This is a genomic window from Caenimonas terrae, assembly GCF_042655405.1.
Classification (GTDB): Bacteria; Pseudomonadota; Gammaproteobacteria; order Burkholderiales; family Burkholderiaceae_C; genus Ramlibacter; species Ramlibacter terrae_A.
Genome location: NZ_JBHSMF010000009.1, coordinates 375,823 through 393,487, shown reverse-complemented (window position 1 = coordinate 393,487; position 17,665 = coordinate 375,823). Strand labels below are relative to the sequence as shown.

At 68.4% G+C, this 17,665-nt stretch carries 20 protein-coding genes; 9 read left to right on the top strand and 11 right to left on the bottom strand.

What is annotated here, in order from left to right; all coding sequences use genetic code 11:
- Positions 1 to 13 precede the first annotated feature (13 nt).
- Complete coding sequence (locus ACFPOE_RS15680) at positions 14 to 1,822, bottom strand: DEAD/DEAH box helicase (RefSeq protein WP_376851063.1); 1,809 nt, start codon at positions 1,820 to 1,822, stop codon at positions 14 to 16.
- Between the two features lie 230 nt (positions 1,823 to 2,052).
- Positions 2,053 to 2,634, bottom strand: coding sequence for an oligoribonuclease (gene orn, locus ACFPOE_RS15675; RefSeq protein WP_376851062.1), 582 nt, complete (start codon positions 2,632 to 2,634; stop codon positions 2,053 to 2,055).
- A gap of 36 nt (positions 2,635 to 2,670) precedes the next feature.
- On the opposite strand from orn, the gene ACFPOE_RS15670 reads away from it, so the two are divergent.
- From ACFPOE_RS15670 to rsgA, 3 genes are read left to right on the top strand one after another with little or no spacing between them, the layout of a single operon-like run.
- Complete coding sequence (locus tag ACFPOE_RS15670; protein ID WP_376851061.1) at positions 2,671 to 3,939, top strand: M48 family metallopeptidase; 1,269 nt, start codon at positions 2,671 to 2,673, stop codon at positions 3,937 to 3,939.
- Between the two features lie 5 nt (positions 3,940 to 3,944).
- Entirely contained in the window at positions 3,945 to 4,271 is a 327-nt protein-coding gene (locus tag ACFPOE_RS15665; RefSeq protein ID WP_376851908.1) for a 4a-hydroxytetrahydrobiopterin dehydratase, read from the top strand.
- Positions 4,272 to 4,283: 12 nt separating this feature from the next.
- Positions 4,284 to 5,207 carry a ribosome small subunit-dependent GTPase A gene (gene rsgA / locus ACFPOE_RS15660; RefSeq protein ID WP_376851060.1) on the top strand — a complete coding sequence of 308 codons (924 nt, stop codon included), beginning with the start codon at positions 4,284 to 4,286 and terminating at the stop codon, positions 5,205 to 5,207.
- A gap of 7 nt (positions 5,208 to 5,214) precedes the next feature.
- Here the strand turns inward: rsgA and ACFPOE_RS15655 are convergent, their stop codons facing one another.
- The 6 genes from ACFPOE_RS15655 to rpsP all read right to left on the bottom strand — a co-directional run bounded on the left by ACFPOE_RS15655 (position 5,215) and on the right by rpsP (position 9,217).
- Positions 5,215 to 6,216, bottom strand: coding sequence for a CobD/CbiB family protein (locus ACFPOE_RS15655; protein WP_376851059.1), 1,002 nt, complete (start codon positions 6,214 to 6,216; stop codon positions 5,215 to 5,217).
- Positions 6,217 to 6,250: 34 nt separating this feature from the next.
- A complete protein-coding gene (locus tag ACFPOE_RS15650; protein ID WP_376851058.1) occupies positions 6,251 to 6,955 on the bottom strand; it encodes a CoA pyrophosphatase in 705 nt (234 codons plus the stop codon).
- A gap of 73 nt (positions 6,956 to 7,028) precedes the next feature.
- A complete protein-coding gene (rplS, locus tag ACFPOE_RS15645; protein ID WP_376851057.1) occupies positions 7,029 to 7,412 on the bottom strand; it encodes a 50S ribosomal protein L19 in 384 nt (127 codons plus the stop codon).
- Between the two features lie 111 nt (positions 7,413 to 7,523).
- Positions 7,524 to 8,282, bottom strand: coding sequence for a tRNA (guanosine(37)-N1)-methyltransferase TrmD (trmD, locus tag ACFPOE_RS15640; protein WP_376851056.1), 759 nt, complete (start codon positions 8,280 to 8,282; stop codon positions 7,524 to 7,526).
- Positions 8,283 to 8,343: 61 nt separating this feature from the next.
- The gene (gene rimM, locus ACFPOE_RS15635) at positions 8,344 to 8,937 is read right to left on the bottom strand and encodes a ribosome maturation factor RimM (RefSeq protein ID WP_376851055.1); all 594 of its coding nucleotides are present in this window, start codon (positions 8,935 to 8,937) and stop codon (positions 8,344 to 8,346) included.
- A gap of 7 nt (positions 8,938 to 8,944) precedes the next feature.
- A complete protein-coding gene (rpsP, locus tag ACFPOE_RS15630; protein WP_376851054.1) occupies positions 8,945 to 9,217 on the bottom strand; it encodes a 30S ribosomal protein S16 in 273 nt (90 codons plus the stop codon).
- Positions 9,218 to 9,328: 111 nt separating this feature from the next.
- Between rpsP and ACFPOE_RS15625 the strand changes: the two genes are divergently transcribed.
- The 3 genes from ACFPOE_RS15625 to ACFPOE_RS15615 all read left to right on the top strand — a co-directional run bounded on the left by ACFPOE_RS15625 (position 9,329) and on the right by ACFPOE_RS15615 (position 10,973).
- Complete coding sequence (locus tag ACFPOE_RS15625; protein WP_376851053.1) at positions 9,329 to 9,862, top strand: GNAT family N-acetyltransferase; 534 nt, start codon at positions 9,329 to 9,331, stop codon at positions 9,860 to 9,862.
- Entirely contained in the window at positions 9,859 to 10,305 is a 447-nt protein-coding gene (locus tag ACFPOE_RS15620; protein WP_376851052.1) for a TM2 domain-containing protein, read from the top strand. The genes ACFPOE_RS15625 and ACFPOE_RS15620 overlap by 4 nt, the downstream gene beginning before the upstream one ends.
- Positions 10,306 to 10,433: 128 nt before the next feature.
- Positions 10,434 to 10,973, top strand: coding sequence for a GNAT family N-acetyltransferase (locus ACFPOE_RS15615; RefSeq protein ID WP_376851051.1), 540 nt, complete (start codon positions 10,434 to 10,436; stop codon positions 10,971 to 10,973).
- A gap of 173 nt (positions 10,974 to 11,146) precedes the next feature.
- On the opposite strand, the gene pmbA is transcribed toward ACFPOE_RS15615, so the two are convergent.
- Positions 11,147 to 12,550 carry a metalloprotease PmbA gene (gene pmbA / locus ACFPOE_RS15610; RefSeq protein WP_376851050.1) on the bottom strand — a complete coding sequence of 468 codons (1,404 nt, stop codon included), beginning with the start codon at positions 12,548 to 12,550 and terminating at the stop codon, positions 11,147 to 11,149.
- 62 nt (positions 12,551 to 12,612) lie between these two features.
- On the opposite strand from pmbA, the gene yjgA reads away from it, so the two are divergent.
- Both yjgA and mog read left to right on the top strand, forming a co-directional pair.
- A complete protein-coding gene (yjgA, locus tag ACFPOE_RS15605) occupies positions 12,613 to 13,275 on the top strand; it encodes a ribosome biogenesis factor YjgA (RefSeq protein WP_376851049.1) in 663 nt (220 codons plus the stop codon).
- Positions 13,272 to 13,853, top strand: coding sequence for a molybdopterin adenylyltransferase (gene mog, locus ACFPOE_RS15600; protein ID WP_376851048.1), 582 nt, complete (start codon positions 13,272 to 13,274; stop codon positions 13,851 to 13,853). Before yjgA ends, mog begins: the two co-directional genes overlap by 4 nt.
- 37 nt (positions 13,854 to 13,890) lie before the next feature.
- Here the strand turns inward: mog and cysE are convergent, their stop codons facing one another.
- Both cysE and ACFPOE_RS15590 read right to left on the bottom strand, forming a co-directional pair.
- Positions 13,891 to 14,664, bottom strand: a complete 774-nt coding sequence (cysE, locus tag ACFPOE_RS15595) for a serine O-acetyltransferase (protein ID WP_376851047.1) — start codon at positions 14,662 to 14,664, stop codon at positions 13,891 to 13,893.
- A gap of 30 nt (positions 14,665 to 14,694) precedes the next feature.
- Positions 14,695 to 15,423: an RNA methyltransferase gene (locus ACFPOE_RS15590; protein WP_376851046.1), complete on the bottom strand. Its 729-nt coding sequence runs from the start codon at positions 15,421 to 15,423 to the stop codon at positions 14,695 to 14,697.
- Between the two features lie 68 nt (positions 15,424 to 15,491).
- Here ACFPOE_RS15590 and ACFPOE_RS15585 point away from each other — a divergent pair, with 68 nt between their 5' ends.
- The gene (locus ACFPOE_RS15585; protein WP_376851045.1) at positions 15,492 to 17,657 is read left to right on the top strand and encodes a SulP family inorganic anion transporter; all 2,166 of its coding nucleotides are present in this window, start codon (positions 15,492 to 15,494) and stop codon (positions 17,655 to 17,657) included.
- Positions 17,658 to 17,665 lie beyond the last annotated feature (8 nt).

The window sequence follows — 17,665 nt, the reverse complement described above, 5'->3', positions numbered from 1 at the left end:
AGCTGGGCGCGGCTTAGTTGCCCGGCTTGTACGCGCGCTTCTTGGCGGCGTCACGCGGCACGAACACCTTGCCGCCGTTGCCCGGGCGGGCCGGCTTGTCGAACGCCGGCTTGCGCGGGGCGAAATCGCCACGCGGGGCGAAGTCGTTGCGCTGGCCGAAGCCGTCACCCTGGCGGCCGCCGAAGGCCTCGGTGGTGGTGCGGTTGCCGAAGTCGCCGAAGCCCGGCTTGCGGGGCGCGAAGCCCTCGTTGCCGCGGCGCTGGTCGCCGCCACGGTCGTCGCGCGGGGCGCCGAAGTTGCCGCCACCGCCGCCGAAGCCGCCGGTGCGCGGGCCGCCGCTGCTGGGGCGGCGGTCACGCGACTGGAAGTCACGGCCGCGCGGAGCACCGCCGAAATCGCCACGGCCGCCTTGCGGGGCGCGCTGCTGCGGCTCCAGGCCCGGGATCGTCTCGGCCTTGAACGGCTGGCGGGTGTACGCCTCGATGTCGAAGATCTTGCGGCGGTCGCGCAGCTCGGCGAACGTGACGGCCAGGCCGTCGCGGCCGGCCCGGCCGGTGCGGCCGATGCGGTGGGTATAGTCCTCGGCCTTCATCGGCAGGCCGTAGTTGAACACGTGCGTGATGGTCGGCACGTCGATGCCGCGGGCGGCGACGTCGGTTGCCACCAGCACCTGCACCTGGCCCTGGCGCAGTGCCATCAGGCGGCGGTTGCGCAGGCCCTGGTTCAGCGCGCCGTGCAGGGCGACGGCGTCGAAGCCGGCCTGCTGCAGGTCGTTGGCCAGGCCGTCGCACTCGATCTGGGTGCTGGCGAACACGATGGCCTGGTTGATGGTGGTGTCACGCAGCCAGTGGTCCAGCAGCTTGCGCTTGTGCTGGGCGTTGTCGGCCCAGAACAGCACCTGCTTGATGTTGGCGTGCTTTTCCTGCGGGCTGTCGATCTGCAGCTTCTGCGGCTGGCGCATCACGCGGGCAGCCAGTTGCTGGATGCGCGGCGCGATGGTGGCGCTGAACATCATGGTCTGCTTGCGCTCGATGGTGAGCTGGTTGACTTCGGCCAGGTCGTCGGCGAAGCCCAGGTCCAGCATGCGGTCGGCCTCGTCGACCACCAGGAACTGCACCTTGTCGAGCTTGATCTGCATCGAGCGCTGCAGGTCCAGCAGGCGGCCGGGGGTGGCGACCACCAGGTCGGCGTTCTGCAGGCGGGCCAGCTGCAGCTGGTAAGGCATGCCGCCGACGACGTTGGCGATGCGCAGGCCGCGGCAATGCTGCACCAGGCCGATGGCGTCGTGCGCCACCTGCTGCGCGAGTTCGCGCGTCGGGCACAGGATCAGGGCGCCGGGGGTGGCGGCCTTGAAGTTGCGCGAGCTGGTCGGGTCCTTGCGCTTGCGCTTGGGCAGCACTTCGCCGCGGGCGGTGGCTTCGGCCACGGCCTTCTCGAAGTCGGCGCGCTCCTGCGCTTCGGCTTCGGCCTGCTGCTTGAGCAGGGTGTGCAGCACGGGCAGCAGGAAGGCGGCGGTCTTGCCGCTGCCGGTCTGGCTGGAGACCATCAGGTCGATGAAGCGGGCGGCTTCGCCCTTTTCACCGGCGCCCATGGCCAGGGGAATGGTCTGTTCCTGCACCGTGGTCGGCTGGGTGTAGCCCAGGTCTTCCACTGCCTTGATCAGTTCGGCCGCGAGACCGAGCTTGAGGAAGCCGTTGGGAATGGCGGGAACCGCCGGGGCGTCGTTCACCTGCTCGTCGAGGACGACGATGGGGGCGAAGGAGTCGGATTCGTTGGATTGCACAGGCGCGAAGTCGCCCTGCACTGCAAAAGTGTCGGTCATGTATCAGTCACTCAAACGCAAACGCCGTCCCTGGCGGGACGCGTCGTCGTCAATGGTTAAAAGACATCAACCATCAAACGACTGTCAGACACCGGCTGGCCGGCGCTGCTGGCTCTATAGATGAGCCTGTGAGTGAAGGAGGATGCACGAAGGCTTCAAGAAGATTTGCGTCTTCTCAGCCAAGCCAATAATTATCGCACATTCAGGGTTTTCCCGCAAGGGGCCTTGCCTCAGGCCAGCTTGAGGAAGCGCTCACGGTAGTGCGCCAGTTCGTCGATCGACTCGTGCACGTCGGCCAGCGCGGTGTGCTTCTGCTGCTTGCGGAAGGACGAATAGACGTCGGGCCGCCAGCGCTTGGCCAGCTCCTTGAGGGTGCTGACGTCGATGTTGCGGTAATGGAAGAAGGCTTCCAGCTTGGGCATGTACTTGACCAGGAAGCGCCGGTCCTGGCTGATGCTGTTGCCGCACATCGGCGTCGAGTTCTTCGGTGCGTACCTGGCGACGAACTCCAGGATCTGCCGTTCGGCCTCCGCCTCGCTGACGGTGGAGGCCTTGACCTTGTCGATCAGCCCGCTGCGGCCGTGGGTGCCCTTGTTCCAGGCGTCCATCTTGTCCAGTTGCTCGTCGCTCTGGTGGATCACCAGCACCGGGCCCTCGATCCGCGGCTCCAGGTTGGGGCCGGTGACGATCACCGCGATCTCGATCAGGCGGTCGACCTCGGGGTCCAGGCCCGTCATTTCGCAGTCCAGCCAGATCAGGTTCTGGTCGCTCTTGCCCAGTGCGGGCGGGGTGGGGGTGATTGCTTCTGACATCCTTGCGATTGTCGCGCATGGCCTAAGATTGGCTGGATGAATCGCTCCGACCTGTTGACCCTGGCGTTTGCCGCCGCCCTGGTGGCCGGGCTGGTGCTCAAGTTCTGGCTGGCCTCGCGCCAGATCCGCTTTGTCGCCTCCCACCGCGACGCGGTGCCGGCGCCGTTTGCCACCACCGTCGCCCTGGCGGCCCACCAGAAGGCCGCCGACTACACGGTGGCCAAGGCCCGCCTCGGCCTGATCGAACTGGCGGTGGGGGCAGCCGTGCTGCTGGCCTGGACCCTGCTGGGCGGACTGGACGCGCTGAACCGCCTGCTGCACGGCTGGATCGGGTCGGGCATGGGGCAGCAGCTGGCGCTGCTGGCGGCGTTCGCGCTGATCGGCGGCATCATCGACCTGCCCTTCACGCTGTACCAGACCTTCGTCATCGAACAGCGCTTCGGCTTCAACAAGATGACGCTCAAGCTGTGGCTGGCGGACCTGCTGAAGTCGACGGCGATCGGCGTGCTGATCGGCCTGCCGATCGCCGGCGTGATCCTGTGGCTGATGGGCGCGGCCGGCAGCTACTGGTGGCTGTGGGCCTGGTCGTTCTGGATGGGATTCAACCTGCTGCTGCTGGTCGTCTATCCGACCTTCATCGCGCCGCTGTTCAACAAGTTCAAGCCGCTGGAAGACGAAGCGCTGAAGAGGCGCGTCACGGCGCTGATGCAGCGTTGCGGCTTCGCGGCCAAGGGCCTGTTCGTGATGGATGGCAGCAAGCGCAGCGCCCACGCCAACGCGTACTTCACCGGCTTCGGCGCCACCAAGCGCGTCGTGTTCTACGACACGCTGCTGGCCAAGCTGTCGCCGGGCGAGGTGGACGCCGTGCTGGCCCACGAGCTGGGCCACTTCAAGCACAAGCACATCCTCAAGCGGATCGCCGGCCTGTTCGCGCTCAGCCTGGCGGGCTTCGCGTTGCTCGGATGGCTGTCGACGCAGGTCTGGTTCTACACCGGCCTGGGCGTGCGGCCCAACATGACCGGGCCGAACGATGCGCTGGCGCTGCTGCTGTTCCTGCTGGCCGTGCCGGTGTTCTCCTTCTTCATCTCGCCGCTGTTCACCCAGCTGTCCCGGCGCCATGAGTTCCAGGCGGATGCCTATGCGATGCAGCAGACCAGCGGAGTGGACCTGCGCAGCGCGCTGCTCAAGCTGTACGAGGACAATGCATCCACGCTGACGCCGGACCCGGTGTACGTGCGTTTCTATTACTCGCACCCGCCGGCTTCCGAGCGGCTGGCGCGCATGACCATGGGAGTCCTGCCGTGACGACGATGTTGAAGAAGAAGGATTGGTCGCTGCTGCCGCGGCGCGCGCTCAATCCCACCGAGGTGGTGTCGCGGCTGGCCGGCGTGCCGGGCTGGACGCTGGCCGGCGACGGCGAGAACGTCGCCATCGAGAAGACCTACAGCTTCGCCAATTACTACGAGACCATTTCCTTCGTCAACGCGGTCGCCTTCATCGCCAATGCGCAGGACCACCATCCGGACCTGTCGGTGCACTACAACCGGTGCGTGGTGCGCTTCAACACCCACGACGTCAAGGGCCTGTCGGAGACGGACTTCGAGTGCGCGTCCCGGATCGACGCGTTGCTGGCATGAGGACTTGCCGTTTTGATTGAGCGCCCGGACCTGCATCCCGGGCTGGTGGTCGCCAGCTACGGCCGCCACTTCCTGGTGGAGACGCCCGAGGGCAAGCGCCTGACCTGCCATCCGCGCGGCAAGAAGAGCCAGGCCGTGGTCGGCGACCACGTGCTGTGGCAGGGCACGCACGACGAAGGCACGGTGGAGAAGGTGCTGGAGCGCCGCAACCTGTTCTACCGCCAGGACGAGATCCGCACCAAGTCCTTTGCCGCCAACCTGGACCAGGTGCTGATCCTGGTCGCGGCCGATCCCGAATTCTCCGAGAAGCAGCTGGCGCGCGCCCTGATCGCCACCGAAGCCGAGAAGATCAAGCCGCTGGTGGCGCTGAACAAGAGCGACCTGGTCGAACCCTTCGCGAAAGCCTGGGGCCGGCTGCTGCCCTACCAGCGCATGGGCTACGGGGTGCTGCCGCTGTCGCTGCGGCTGTCCAAGGAGGTGGACCGGGCCGAGCTGCTCAAGCACCTGCAGGGCAAGACGACGCTGGTGTTGGGCCCCTCGGGCGCCGGCAAGAGCACGCTGATCAACCTGCTGGTGCCCGGTGCGCTGGTGGTGACGGGCGAGGTTTCCCAGGCGCTGAACTCCGGCAAGCACACCACCACCAGCACCACGCTGTACTGGGTGGATACGGAGCGCACAACGGCGCTGATCGATTCGCCGGGCTTCCAGGAATTCGGCCTGAACCACATCGAGCCGACGCAGCTGGCCGCCTGCATGCCGGACCTCAGGCCCCACATCGGCAACTGCAAGTTCTACAACTGCACCCACCTGCACGAGCCGGGCTGCGCCGTGCTGGGAGCGATCGATTCGCCGGACAGTCCGCACCCGGTGACGGCGCGGCGGCACCAGATCTACCGCGAGCTGTTCGCCGAGCTGTCGCAGCCCGAACGCTACTGAGCGGCGCTCAGCCGAGCAGGCGGGCCAGCGTCAGCAGCGCCAGCAGCACCATCCAGAGCACGACGGAGCGCCAGACCAGGCCGACGATGCTGCGCAGGTGCGCCACCTCGGCCTCGCGGCCCGGCGTGCTTTCGCTGCTGTCCATGGTGGCCTGTGGCTGCAGGCCGGCGGCGCCGAAGCTGCCGCTCTGGTTGGGCGAGAAGGCCGCGGCCTTGAGCGCCTCGCCGCCGAGCCGCACGTTGACCGCGCCGGAGGTGGCGGCCAGGATCACGCCGTCGTTGTCGTTGGGAAAGCGCTGGGCGTAATTGCGCCAGCAATCGATCGCTTCCTCGAAGCTGCCCACCACCGCAAAGCCCAGCGCCGTCACGCGCGCCGGCAGCCAGTCGATCGCGGCCCACGCGCGCGCGGCGGCCGACAGCAGCGCCGGGCTCACCGGATGCTCGGACTTCGCGCTGGTGTGCCAGTGGCGGCTGACGAATTCGCTCATGCGGTAAAGCACCGCCCCCGCCGGCCCGAGGCCGAAGGCAGCCAGCACCGAGAACCAGGCCAGCACGCCGAACACGTGGCGGTGCGCCGCCAGCACCGAATATTCGATCACGTGGCGCACGATCTCGCTGCGCGGCAGTTGGCTGGCGTCCACCTGCTGCCACTGCGCCAGCAACTGGCGGGCCGAGGCCTCGTCGCCGGCATCGAGCGCGTCGCGGATGTTGGTGAAGTGGTGGCTGAACTGGCGAAACCCGAGCGTCACGTAGAGCACGCCCACGCTCCACAGCATGGCGAACACCCAGCCGGCATAGGCGATCAACAGCACGTGGACGACCAGGGCGGCCAGCGCCGGGCCGAGCACCGCCAGCCCCCAGGCGACCCACCCGTGCTGCGGCTTGCCGGCGTCGAAATTGCCGGCCACCCAGCGCGCCCAGCTGCGCAGCCCGGAGTGGATCGGGTTGGCACGCGCCAGCGGCCGCACCTGCTCGATCAGCAACGCAAACAGGATCGCGAAGAAGCTCATGCGGCAATGATAGCCGCCGCCCTTTGCAGGCCGCTCAGGCCGCCAGGCAGCGGTAAAGGTTGCGCAGCATCGCCGCCGTGGCGCCCCAGATGAAGCGCTCGGTGCTGCCGTCCATGTAGGGGATGGACAACCACTCGCGGCGGTAGCCGTCCATGTCCAGCACATGGCGGTGGTGGTGCGCCGGATTCATCAGGAACTCCAGCGGCACCTCGAAGGCGTCCGCAACCTCGTAGGCATTGAGCGTGAGCACGTGCTCGGGGCGCACCAGCGCGATCACCGGCGTGATGATGAACTTCGAGCCGGTGGTGTAGGTGGGCAACTCGCCGATCACCTCGACGAACCCGTGCTCCAGGCCGATCTCCTCGTGCGCCTCGCGCAGCGCGGTGTGGACGGCGTCCGTGTCGGTGTCGTCGCGCTTGCCGCCGGGAAAGGCCACCTGGCCCGAATGCGTGGACAGGTGCGTGGTGCGCTCGGTGAGGATCACCATCGGCCGCTGGCGGGTGACGATGGGCACCAGCACCGACGCGTGCGCCGTGGCCTGCTCGGTCCACGGCCGCTCCTTGCTGATCTCCGGCTGCCAGGGCCGCGGCGACCGGAAGCGTGAGCGCAGCGCGTCCGGCGTCAGCGCATCCGCCGGCACCGGCGGCAGATGCGTGTCGATGCCGGCGACCGCGGCCGTGCGCGGATCGAAGTTGGGCAGCTTCGACAAGGCTGTGACGAGCGGAACGGGCGATGACATCGGACTACGGGGCCGGAAAAGAAAAAACCGCCACTGGCACGAGGCCGGCGGCGGCTGTTGCGAAGCGCAACGCTTATTCGGCGGCGGCCGCCGTCTTGGCGCGGGAAGGCAGCTTCTCGCGGATCCGGGCCGACTTGCCGCTGCGCTCGCGCAGGTAGTACAGCTTGGCGCGGCGCACATCGCCGCGGCGCTTGACTTCGATGCCGGCGATCAGCGGGCTGTAGGTCTGGAACGTGCGCTCCACGCCTTCGCCGCTGGAGATCTTGCGCACCGTGAAGCCGCTGTTGAGGCCGCGATTGCGCTTGGCGATGACGACGCCTTCGAAAGCCTGGGCCCGCTTGCGCGTGCCTTCGACCACGTTGACGCTGACGATCACGGTGTCGCCAGGGGCGAATTCGGGAATTTTCTTCCCGAGGCGAGCAATTTCTTCCTGCTCAAGGGTTTCGATCAGATTCATAAGGTCCTCGTTGATCGTGCCCGCGCTACGCTAAAGGCGGTCTGAATGGGCTTGACGCCTGTTCATTCATGGGGTGACCGCGGCCGGGCAGAGGATCGGAAAAGCCTTTGATTATAAACGTTTTTTGTCCGGCGTCAGCAGGAAGGCCAGATCCGCGGCGCTCAGCCGGCCGGCGGCCCGGGCCGCTTCGATCAGATCCGGCCGCTCGCGCGCCGTCAGGGCCAGCCGCTGCTCGCGCCGCCAGCGCTCGATCTGCGCATGGTGGCCCGACATCAGTTCGGCCGGCACCTCGGCGCCGGCCCAGTGTTCCGGACGGGTGTAATGCGGGCAATCCAGCAGGCCGTCCAGCGCCGGGTTGAAGCTGTCGGCGGCGTGGCTGCCCTCGTCGTTGAGCACGCCCGGCTGCAGCCGGGCGACGGCGTCCAGCAGCGCCATCGCGGCGATTTCGCCGCCCGAGAGCACGAAATCGCCCAGGCTGATCTGCAGGTCCACATGGCGGTCGATGAAACGCTGGTCGATGCCTTCGTAGCGGCCGCAGATCAGGACCGCCCCGTCGCTGGCCGACCAGCGCTCGACGGCGGCGTGGTCCAGCCGCCGGCCGACCGGGGAAAACAGCACCACCGGGCGCGCGTCCGCCTGGTCGGCCCGGATCGCCTGCAGGCACTTCTCCAGCGGCGCCGCCATCATGACCATGCCGGGCCCGCCGCCGAAGGGACGGTCGTCCACCCGGCGGTAATTGCCCTCGGCGTAGTCGCGCAGGTTCCACAAGCGCACGTCGACCAGCTTCGATTCGTAGGCGCGCCGCGTCACGCCCGCGGCCAGGAAGGGCGCGAACAGTTCGGGAAACAGGGTGATGACGTCGAAGCGCATGGGATCAGCTTAACCAGTTGGGGACAGCGCTGAAGATCTGTCCCGCAAAGTCACCCGGATGTCAATAATCCGGCTGCCAGTCCACGGTGATGCGCTTGCCGGGCAGGTCCACGGCATCGACATAGGCGGAGACGAACGGAATCATCCGCTCCAGCGGCTTGCCGTCGACGTCGTATTCCAGCACCAGCACGGTCTGCGGACCGGTGGAGAGCAACTCCCTGACCGTGCCCAGCTCCACGCCTTCGCGATTGACCACGGCCAGGCCGATCAGGTCCACCCAGTAGTACTCGTCGGCGCTGGCAGTGGGAAAGCTCGATCTCGGGACGAACACGCGGGCGCCCCGCAGCGCCTCGGCGGCGTTGCGGTCGTCCACTTCCTGCGCCGTCGCGACGACGGTGCCGGAGTGGTCCTTGGCTTCGCGGATCTTGAGCAGCAGCGTGCCGGAAAAGGTCTTGAGACCCCTGTCGGCAGGTTGCAGGTACCAGCGTTTCGAGGAAAAAAGCGCCTCCGGATCGGCGCTGTGGGACAGGACCTTGAACCAGCCCTTGATGCCCCAGGCGTCGGCGATGCGACCTACCTCGATCGCATCCGCCGGCAGTTCGACGGGTTCGATTCCCGCCGGCAGCGCGGCGGCCGGGCGGCCGGGCGCAGCCATGGCGCGATTACGCTGCGGCGGCGGCGGCGGCCGGCTTGGCCGACGCGTGCTGCTTGATCAGGCGTTCGACGGTGGGCGACGGCTGGGCGCCGACCCCGCGCCAGTACGTCAGGCGGTCCTGGGCGAGGCGGATGCTTTCCTCGTTGTCCTTGGCGATCGGGTTGTAGAACCCGATGCGCTCGATGAAACGGCCGTCGCGACGGGTGCGCTTGTCGGCCACGACAATGTTGAAAAACGGACGGGCCTTGGCGCCGCCACGGGAAAGTCGAATGACGACCATGATTTAATCCTTCGGGTGGGAGAGTGATTCTTCCAGCGTCTGAGACACGCGACATGGCCACCCGGCCAGCGACACGCTGAAAAGCCTTCCATTATAACGTTTTCAGGTTTTATGCCCACGATCCGACCCAGCAGCGACCAGGACATCCCCGCCATCACGGCGATTTATGCGCACCACGTGCTCAACGGAACGGGGACGTTCGAGACCACGCCCCCCACCGCGCAGGACATGGCGGCCCGGCGCGCCGACGTGCTGTCCAAGGACCTGCCCTACCTGGTGGCGGAGGAAGACGGCCGCATCCTGGGCTTCGCCTACTGCAACTGGTTCAAGCCCCGGCCGGCCTACCGCTATTCGGCCGAAGACTCGATCTACATGGCCGACGGCGAGCGCGGCCGCGGCGCCGGCAAGCAGCTGCTGGCCGCCCTGGCCCAGGAAGCGGAAGCGGCCGGCGTGCGCAAGCTGATCGCCGTGATCGGCGACTCGGCCAACCAGGGCTCGGTGCGCGTGCACGAAGCGGTGGGCTTCACGCCGGTCGGCGTGCTCAAGTCCTGCGGCTGGAAATTCGGCAAGTGGCTGGACGTGGTGCTGATGGAAAAGCCGCTGGGGCTGGCCGACAGCACCTCGCCCGAGCTGCCCGCGCGATGAAGAACAAGACCTTTGCGGCGTGGCTCACGCTGGTGGGCGGCCCGCTCGGCTTGCACCGGTTCTACCTGCGGGGCTTCGGCGACCTGCTGGGCTGGCTGCTGCCCATTCCGACCGCGATCGGCCTGTACGGGATCGAGCGGGTGCAGCAGTACGGCCTGGACGATCCGTGGAGCTGGGCGCTGGTGCCGATCCTGGGCTTCACTTTCGCCGGCTGCGCGCTGATGGCGATCATCTACGGCCTGATGACGCCGGAAAAATGGAACGCGCGCTTCAATCCGCAGGCGGCGCCGGAATCGGCCAGCGGCAACACCAACTGGTTCACCATCGCCGCCATCGTGCTGGCGCTGGCGTTCGGCACCATCGCCCTGATGTCCAGCATCGTGTACGGCTTCCAGAAGTACTTCGACTACCAGGTCGACGAGGCGCGCAAGATCTCGCAGTAGGCCCGAGTGCGCATGGAGCCATGCGCACTCGGCATCGGCGATTGCGGCACGCCCGCCACAGCGCCCGTGGCCGCGGCGAACGCCCTGCGCTAGATTGGGGTGTCCAGCATTTCCACCAGGAGAGCACCATGGACACGGCCCACAAGGCTGACGACGACGCCATCACCATCCGCGCGCTGGAACCCGCCGACGCGCAGGAGGTTTCCGCCCTCACCGGCGCCCACGGCACCTTCGAAGGCACGCTGCAGCTGCCCGACATGCCGGTCGCCTCGCGGCTGGAATGGCTGCAGAAGCTCGAGCCGCACAGCTGCCGCCTGGTAGCCGTGGCCGGAGAGCGGGTCGTCGGCTCGGCCGGTCTGCACGCGGCAGGCAACAGCCTGCGCCGCTCGCATGTGCGGATGCTGGGGATCGGCATCGCCCCCGGCTGGCAGGGCCGCGGCATCGGTCGCCAGCTGATCGCGCGGCTGCTCGACTGGGCCGACAACTGGGCGGGCGTGCTGCGGGTGGAATTGACGGTGCACGCCGACAACGAGCGCGCGACGGCGCTGTACCGGTCGATGGGCTTCGAGGAGGAAGGCCGGCACCGGGCCTACGCGATCAAGGATGGCCGCTACGTGGACGCGCTGTGCATGGCGCGCCTGCATCCGAAGCCGCCGCAGCTGCCGTGACGGCTGTCATCCCGGCCTTGCGCCTGGGCAATCCGTCATGTCGGCCTCGAGCCGGGGTCCAGACGCTGGCTGGCCACTGAATACCGTCGATCCAGGAGAAGCGCCGGCTCTTCCCGCTTGCCGGTGGGCGGTCGACGGTCTGGATGCCGGATCGAGTCCGGCAGACAGTCCGGCTAGGAGCCGGCGATCTTCATCCGGTCGATCAGCACCGAGCCGACCGTCTTGGCGCCGTAGTTGTAGGTGTCGGCGCCGATCGCCTGGATGCCCTTGAACATGTCCTTCATGTTGCCGGCGATGGTGATCTCCTGCACCGGGAAGGCGATCCTGCCCTTCTCGACCCAGAAGCCGCTGGCGCCGCGCGAATAGTCGCCGGTGACGTAGTTGACGCCCTGCCCCATCAGCTCGATCACGAACAGGCCGGTGCCCAGCTTGCGCAGCATCTCGTCGAGGTCGTCGCCGGGCCGGGTCAGGCGCGAGGTCATCGCCAGGTTGTGCGAGCCGCCGGCGTTGCCGGTGGTCTTCATGCCCAGCTTGCGGGCCGAATAGCTGCTGAGGAAATAGCCTTCCACCTGGCCGGCGTCCACTACCTTGCGCGCCTTGGTGCGCACGCCCTCCTCGTCGAAGGCGGCGCTGCCCTTGCCGCGCCGGATCCACGGGTCTTCGGTGACGTCGATGTGGTTCGGAAACACCGTGGTGCCCAGCGAATCCAGCAGGAAACTGCTCTTGCGGTACAGCGAGCCGCCGCTGACCGCCTGCACGAAGCCGCCCAGCAGGCCGGCCGCCAGCGGCGACTCGAACAGCACCGGGCACTGCGTGGTGGCGATCTTGCGCGATTTCAGCCGCGACAGCGCCCGTTCCGCGGCGTAGCGGCCGATCGCTTCGGGCTTGGCCAGTTCCTCGGCGCTGCGCATCGAGCTGTACCAGGCGTCGCGCTGCATGTTGTCGCCCTTGCCGGCGATGGGCGCGACCGACACCGAATGGCGCGAGCTGGCATAGCCGCCGCGAAAGCCGCGCGAGTGGGCGCTGAAGAAATGGCTTTGCTGGGCCGACACGCCGGCGCCCTCGCTGTTGGTGATGCGCTTGTCGGTCTTGAAGGCGGCCGCCTCGCACACCAGCGCGATCTGCGCCGCCCGCTCGCTGTCGATGGCCCAGGGATGGAACAGGTCCAGGTCGCGCTGCTCGGCGGCGGTGGCGATGTCCTGCGCCTCGGGCAGGCCGGCCACCGGGTCTTCGGCGGTGAAGCGGGCGATGTCATAGGCGGCCTGCACGGTCTGCTCGATCGCCGCCGGCGAGAAGTCGGAGGTGCTGGCGTTGCCGCGCCGCGCCCCGACGTAGACCGTCACGCCCAGCGACTTGTCGCGGTTGCGCTCCACGTTCTCCAGGTCGCCCTTGCGCACCGACACCGACAGGCCGCAGCCCTCGGACGCTTCGGCGCCCGCGTCGGTCGCCCCCAGCTTCTTGGCATGGGCGAGGGCCGAATCGACCAGTTCCTCGAAATAGGCGCGGCTGTAGCTGAAGCCCTTTTCTGATCGGGAGGCAGGAGCCTGTCGTGAGCGTGTCGAAGGAGGTTGGGTCATAGCGGGGCTATGATACTTGCGACCCGACCGCGCATTCGCTGCCGTCACAGTTAACCCCCACCATGTCACGCAAACCCAAAAAAGGCTACTTCGTGCGCGGCCAGTTCGTCGCCGAAGGCAGCGAACTGGACCTGGAGCTCAAGGCCGAGCTCAAGGGAACGACCGAAGCCAGCAAGACCGACCTCAAGCGTGAAAGCACCGAGCTGCAAAAGCTCGGCGAAGAACTGCTGACCCTGCGCGCCGACCTGCTGGAGCGCCTGGCGCTGCCCGACAAGCTGGTCGATGCGCTGGCCGAGGTGCGCCGCATCACCAACTTCGAAGGCCGGCGCCGGCAGATGCAATACGTCGGCAAGCTGATGCGCCTGCTCGATCCCGACGTGCGGGAGGCGGCCCGCCAGGCGCTGGAGGAGCAGAACAAGGGCTCGGCGCGCGAAACCCAGGCGCTGCACCTGGCCGAAAAGTGGCGGGCCGAGCTGGTCGCCGACGAGGACGCCCTGGACCGCTGGATGCAGCAGTTTCCGGACACCGACACCCAGCAGCTGCGCGCCCTGGTGCGCCAGGCGCGCAAGGACAATCCGCCCGACAAGGCGGCCGAATCGAAGGGCCTGGCGCCGCGCCACAGCCGCGCCTGGCGCGAGCTGTTCCAGCTGGTGCGCGAGCAGCTTGGCGTCGCCGGCGCCGCCGGGGACAGCGACGGTGAGGACAGCGAGGAGGACGAGGCATGAGCCACGACAGCGTCACCATCGGCATCGTGTCGATCAGCGACCGGGCTTCCACCGGCGTCTACGAGGACAAGGGCCTGCCGGCGCTGAAGGACTGGCTGGGCCGGGCGCTGAAGAATCCGCTGAGCTTCGAAGCGCGCCTGATCCCGGACGAGCAGGAGCGCATCAGCGCGACGCTGATCGAGCTGGTGGAGGCCGGCTGCTCGCTGGTGCTGACCACCGGCGGCACCGGCCCGGCGCCGCGCGACGTGACCCCGGAGGCGACGCTGGCCGTCGCCCACAAGGAGATGCCCGGCTTCGGCGAGCAGATGCGCCAGGTCAGCCTGAAGTTCGTGCCGACCGCGATCCTGTCGCGCCAGGTGGCGGTGATCCGGGACCAGAGCCTGATCATCAACCTGCCGGGCCAGCCCAAGGCGATCCAGGAGACGCTGGAAGGATTGAAGGATGCGGCCGGTGCGCAGCTGGTGCCCGGCATCTTCGCCGCCGTGCCCTATTGCATCGACCTGATCGGCGGCCCGTACCTGGAAACCGACGACGCCGTCTGCAAGGCCTTCCGGCCGAAGTCGGCGATCAGGAAGTGACTGTCGTCCCGGCCCGAGCGGGCAAGCCGCGCTGGTGTCACTTTCCGACCAGCTGCGTCAGCTTCTCGGCCTCGAAACACTCGGTGCGGGCGGCGTCGACCGGGACGCAGTCCTCGCCCTGGCGCGAGGTGGACACCTTCTCGATCGCGCGCCACAGCAGCGCGATCTGGTGCTCCTGCGAGGAGGCATTGTCGATCAGGCCCTTCATCGCCTGCGACAGCGGGTCGTCGTTCTGCGTGATGCCGTAGGCCGAAAAGCCCATCTGGTTGGCGACTTCCTCGCGCCGCTGGCTGTCCTCGGCCTGGATGATGCGCGCCGGGATGCCCACCGCCGTGGCGCCGGCCGGCACCGGCTTGGTCACCACCGCATTGGAGCCGACCGCGGCGTTGTCGCCCACCTCGAAGCCGCCCAGCACCTTGGCGCCGGCGCCGACCACCACGTTGCGGCCCAGCGTCGGATGGCGCTTGGCGCCCTTGGTCAGCGACGTGCCGCCCAGCGTCACGCCCTGGTAGATGGTGCAGCCCTCGCCGACGACTGCGGTCTCGCCGATCACCACGCCCATGCCGTGGTCGATGAAGACGCGGTCCGCGATGGTGGCGCCGGGATGGATCTCGATGCCGGTGAACCAGCGCGAGAACTGCGAGGTGAAGCGGCCCAGCCAGCGCAGGCCGCGGCCCCAGAACCAGTGCGCCAGGCGATGCATCACCAGGGCATGGAAGCCCGGGTAGCAGGTCACCACCTCCCACTTGCTGCGCGCGGCAGGATCGCGGTCGAGGATGCACTGGATGTCGGAGCGAAGGCGCTTGAACATGGCTGAATGTTCTGGTTGGAAGCGGCCAGTCTAAGGCTTTGCTTTGGCGGCTGCTTCGGCCATGGATTTGGCCACGCCGCGCAGGATGTGGATCTCCTCGGGCGTCAGCCGCGAACGGTTGAACAGCTGGTTCAGGCGCGGCATCAGCTTCTTGGGCGCCGCCGGGTCCAGGAAGCCGATCTCCACCAGCGAGCGCTCCCAGTGCGCCAGCATCCCGGCGACGGCCCTGGCGTCGGCAAGCGGGGCTTCGACCGGCTCAGCCCGAACGGATCGAAACCCGCCCAGCGCGGTGCGCCATTCGTACGCGATCACCTGGATCGCCGCGGCGAGGTTCAGCGAGCCGAACTGCGGATCGGTCGGAATGGTCAGCGCCGCGTGGCAGCGATAGACGTCGTCGTTGCTCATGCCGAAGCGCTCCGACCCGAACAGGAAGGCGACGCTGTGCGGCGACTGCGCCAGCGCCGGCAGGTGCTCGCGCGGCGTGAAGGTGGGCGGCCCGAAGTCGCGCGGCGTCATCGCGGTGGCGCACAGGTAGCTCATGCCGTCCAGCGCCTCGTCCAGCGTGGCGACGATCCGGGCCCGCTCCAGCACGTCCAGCGCGCCGCTGGCGCGCTGCACCGTCTCCTCGCGCGTGAGCACGTCCGGCCAGCGCGGCGCCACCAGCACCAGGTCGTCGAACCCCATCACCCGCATGGCGCGCGCCGCCGCGCCGACATTGCCGGCGTGGCTGGTGTTGATGAGGACGAATCGGGTTTTCACTGGCCGGATTGTCCTTGTAAACTGGCCCGACCGGCCGCAGCCCCGGCCTTCGAGCGAAGGGAGACGAGGTGATCCAGCCGTCGCAAGCGCAGGTCCGGGGGCTGGCGCAGCAGCTGTCCTCCGGCCTGATCCTCGGCCTGATCCAGGTGATCTTCGCGGTCTCCTATGCGGCGCTGATGTTCTCCGGCCGCCTGGCCTCGTACATGGCCTACGCCATGACGGTGACCCTGGTCACCGCGGCCGCCGGCGGCCTGTACGGCCTGTTCTCGCAGGAACCCACCTTCGTCAGCGGCCCCGAATCCGGCACCTCCTCGGTGCTGGCCGGGATGATGGTGGCGCTGGCGGCGATCCCGGCCACTGCGACGCAGCCGCTGCACGCGGCGCTGGCGGTGCTGCTGGTGGCCTCCCTGTCCACCGCCCTCACCTACCTGCTGATCGTGCGCTTCGGGGCGACCCGGCTGGTGCGCTTCATCCCGTTCCAGGTGATGGCGGGCTTCCTGGCCGCCACCGGCTGGCTGATGTGCAGCGGCGCGCTCAACATCATGGCCGGCACGCCGCTGACCGTGGCCGGCATCGCCGCGCTGCTGGAACATCCCGGCCGGCCCGAACTGGTCGTCGGCCTGCTGCTGGTCGTGGTGCTGGGCCGGCTGGTGCGGCGCCTGGGCGCAGCCACCGCCATCCCGCTGTTCGTCGTGGCGACCACGGTACTGGTCAACTTCGCGGTGCGCGAGCTGTGCCGGGGGCTGCCGGTCTGCAGCCCCGGGCGCTGGTTCTTTCCGCCGTTCGTGCGGCTCGAATGGTTGCCGCCGTGGCAACTGCAGCTGGACGCGGGCATGGGCATGGAGCTGCTGCGGCTGCTGCCTTCGTTCTTCGCGGTGGCCTTCGTCGGCACGCTGACGGTGCTGCTGTCCCTGAGCAGCCTGGAGCTGACCTACGGCAAGGACTTCCAGCTGGAGCCGGCGCTGCGCCTGCATGGCCGCATGACGCTGCTGACCGCGCTGCTGGGCGGCTACGTCTGCGTGATCAGCATCGGCCGCAGCACGATGGCGCACCAGACCGGCGGCGGCCGCTTCAGCTGCGTCGTCATCGCGCTGGCCTGCATGGCGGTGCTGTTCGGGTTCGGCGGCGTGATGGCGTGGATCCCGAAGGTGGCGCTGGGCGCGCTGGTGCTGTGGCTGGGACTGGAGCTGCTGCGCCAGTGGCTGTGGAACCTGCGGCGCGAATTGAGCCGCATCGACCTGGCGCAGGTGGTGTGCATCCTGGCCTGCGTCATCGTGTTCGGCTATGTGGTCGGCTTCCTGGCCGGCCTGCTGGCGGCCTGCATCTTCTTCGTCGTCAACTACAGCCACATGCCCTACATCCGGCTGGACACCACGCTGGCCACGGCGCGCAGCTCGGTGATCCGCGACCTGGCCGACCAGCAGTACCTCGGGCAGGCCGGCGCCGCCTGCCGCATCGGCCGCTTCGAGGGCTTCATCTTCTTCGGCGTGGCCAACTCGATCTACGAGTGGTACGCGGCCGGCCCGCCCGCGCGCTTTCCGGTGCTGGTGCTGGATTTCTCGCACGCCAAGGGCATCGACCAGTCGGCGGTGGCGGTGCTGCAGAAGATCGTGCGCAACGAGGCGGCGCAGCGCCACCACCTGATCCTCGCGCTCAGCGACGCCATCCACGCGCAGTTCCATCCGGCCGCCAGCCAGGCAAGCGGCGGCCCCGCCATCGTGCGCAGCTTCGACACGGCGCTGGAACTGGCGGAGGAACTGCTGCTGCAGCAGCGGGAGGCGGCCGCCGCGGCCGGCGGCGCAGGCGGCAGCGGCGGGCTGAAATTCCTGGAGTCGGAGCAGGACCGGCGCGATTTCGCCGGCTACCTGGCGCAGGTGCGGCTGGCGCCCGGCGACACCCTGTTCGACGAGGGCCAGGCCTGCGACGAGACCTACTTCGTCGAGTCCGGGCGGCTGGACGTCGTCAAGAAGGGCGTGCACAACGTGCCGGTGCGGCTGGCCAAGGTGGTGGCCGGCTCGATGATCGGCGAGATCGCGCTCTACTCGGGCCGCCCGCGCGGCGCCAGCGTGATCGCGGTGGAGCCGGCGCTGCTGCGCATGCTCACCCGCCAGGCCTGGAACCGGATGAAGCAGGAGCGGCCGGACCTGGCCTCGCGCTTCGACCACCACGTGATCCTGAGCCTGGCCAACACGGTGGGGCGCGGCAACGCGGTCCTGAGCCTGCAGGAAGACTGAGCGGGCCG

Coding starts and splice junctions, on each gene's coding strand:
- mog (WP_376851048.1), top strand. CDS start 13,272: ATGAGCCACGACAGCGTCACCATCGGCATCGTGTCGATCAGCGACCGG.
- ACFPOE_RS15650 (WP_376851058.1), bottom strand. CDS start 6,955: ATGTCATCGCCCGTTCCGCTCGTCACAGCCTTGTCGAAGCTGCCCAAC.
- rpsP (WP_376851054.1), bottom strand. CDS start 9,217: ATGGTCGTCATTCGACTTTCCCGTGGCGGCGCCAAGGCCCGTCCGTTT.
- cysE (WP_376851047.1), bottom strand. CDS start 14,664: ATGTTCAAGCGCCTTCGCTCCGACATCCAGTGCATCCTCGACCGCGAT.
- rimM (WP_376851055.1), bottom strand. CDS start 8,937: ATGGCTGCGCCCGGCCGCCCGGCCGCCGCGCTGCCGGCGGGAATCGAA.
- yjgA (WP_376851049.1), top strand. CDS start 12,613: ATGTCACGCAAACCCAAAAAAGGCTACTTCGTGCGCGGCCAGTTCGTC.
- ACFPOE_RS15620 (WP_376851052.1), top strand. CDS start 9,859: ATGAAGAACAAGACCTTTGCGGCGTGGCTCACGCTGGTGGGCGGCCCG.
- ACFPOE_RS15625 (WP_376851053.1), top strand. CDS start 9,329: ATGCCCACGATCCGACCCAGCAGCGACCAGGACATCCCCGCCATCACG.
- ACFPOE_RS15655 (WP_376851059.1), bottom strand. CDS start 6,216: ATGAGCTTCTTCGCGATCCTGTTTGCGTTGCTGATCGAGCAGGTGCGG.
- ACFPOE_RS15670 (WP_376851061.1), top strand. CDS start 2,671: ATGAATCGCTCCGACCTGTTGACCCTGGCGTTTGCCGCCGCCCTGGTG.
- ACFPOE_RS15680 (WP_376851063.1), bottom strand. CDS start 1,822: ATGACCGACACTTTTGCAGTGCAGGGCGACTTCGCGCCTGTGCAATCC.
- ACFPOE_RS15615 (WP_376851051.1), top strand. CDS start 10,434: ATGGACACGGCCCACAAGGCTGACGACGACGCCATCACCATCCGCGCG.
- trmD (WP_376851056.1), bottom strand. CDS start 8,282: ATGCGCTTCGACGTCATCACCCTGTTTCCCGAACTGTTCGCGCCCTTC.
- pmbA (WP_376851050.1), bottom strand. CDS start 12,550: ATGACCCAACCTCCTTCGACACGCTCACGACAGGCTCCTGCCTCCCGA.
- orn (WP_376851062.1), bottom strand. CDS start 2,634: ATGTCAGAAGCAATCACCCCCACCCCGCCCGCACTGGGCAAGAGCGAC.
- rplS (WP_376851057.1), bottom strand. CDS start 7,412: ATGAATCTGATCGAAACCCTTGAGCAGGAAGAAATTGCTCGCCTCGGG.
- ACFPOE_RS15665 (WP_376851908.1), top strand. CDS start 3,945: ATGTTGAAGAAGAAGGATTGGTCGCTGCTGCCGCGGCGCGCGCTCAAT.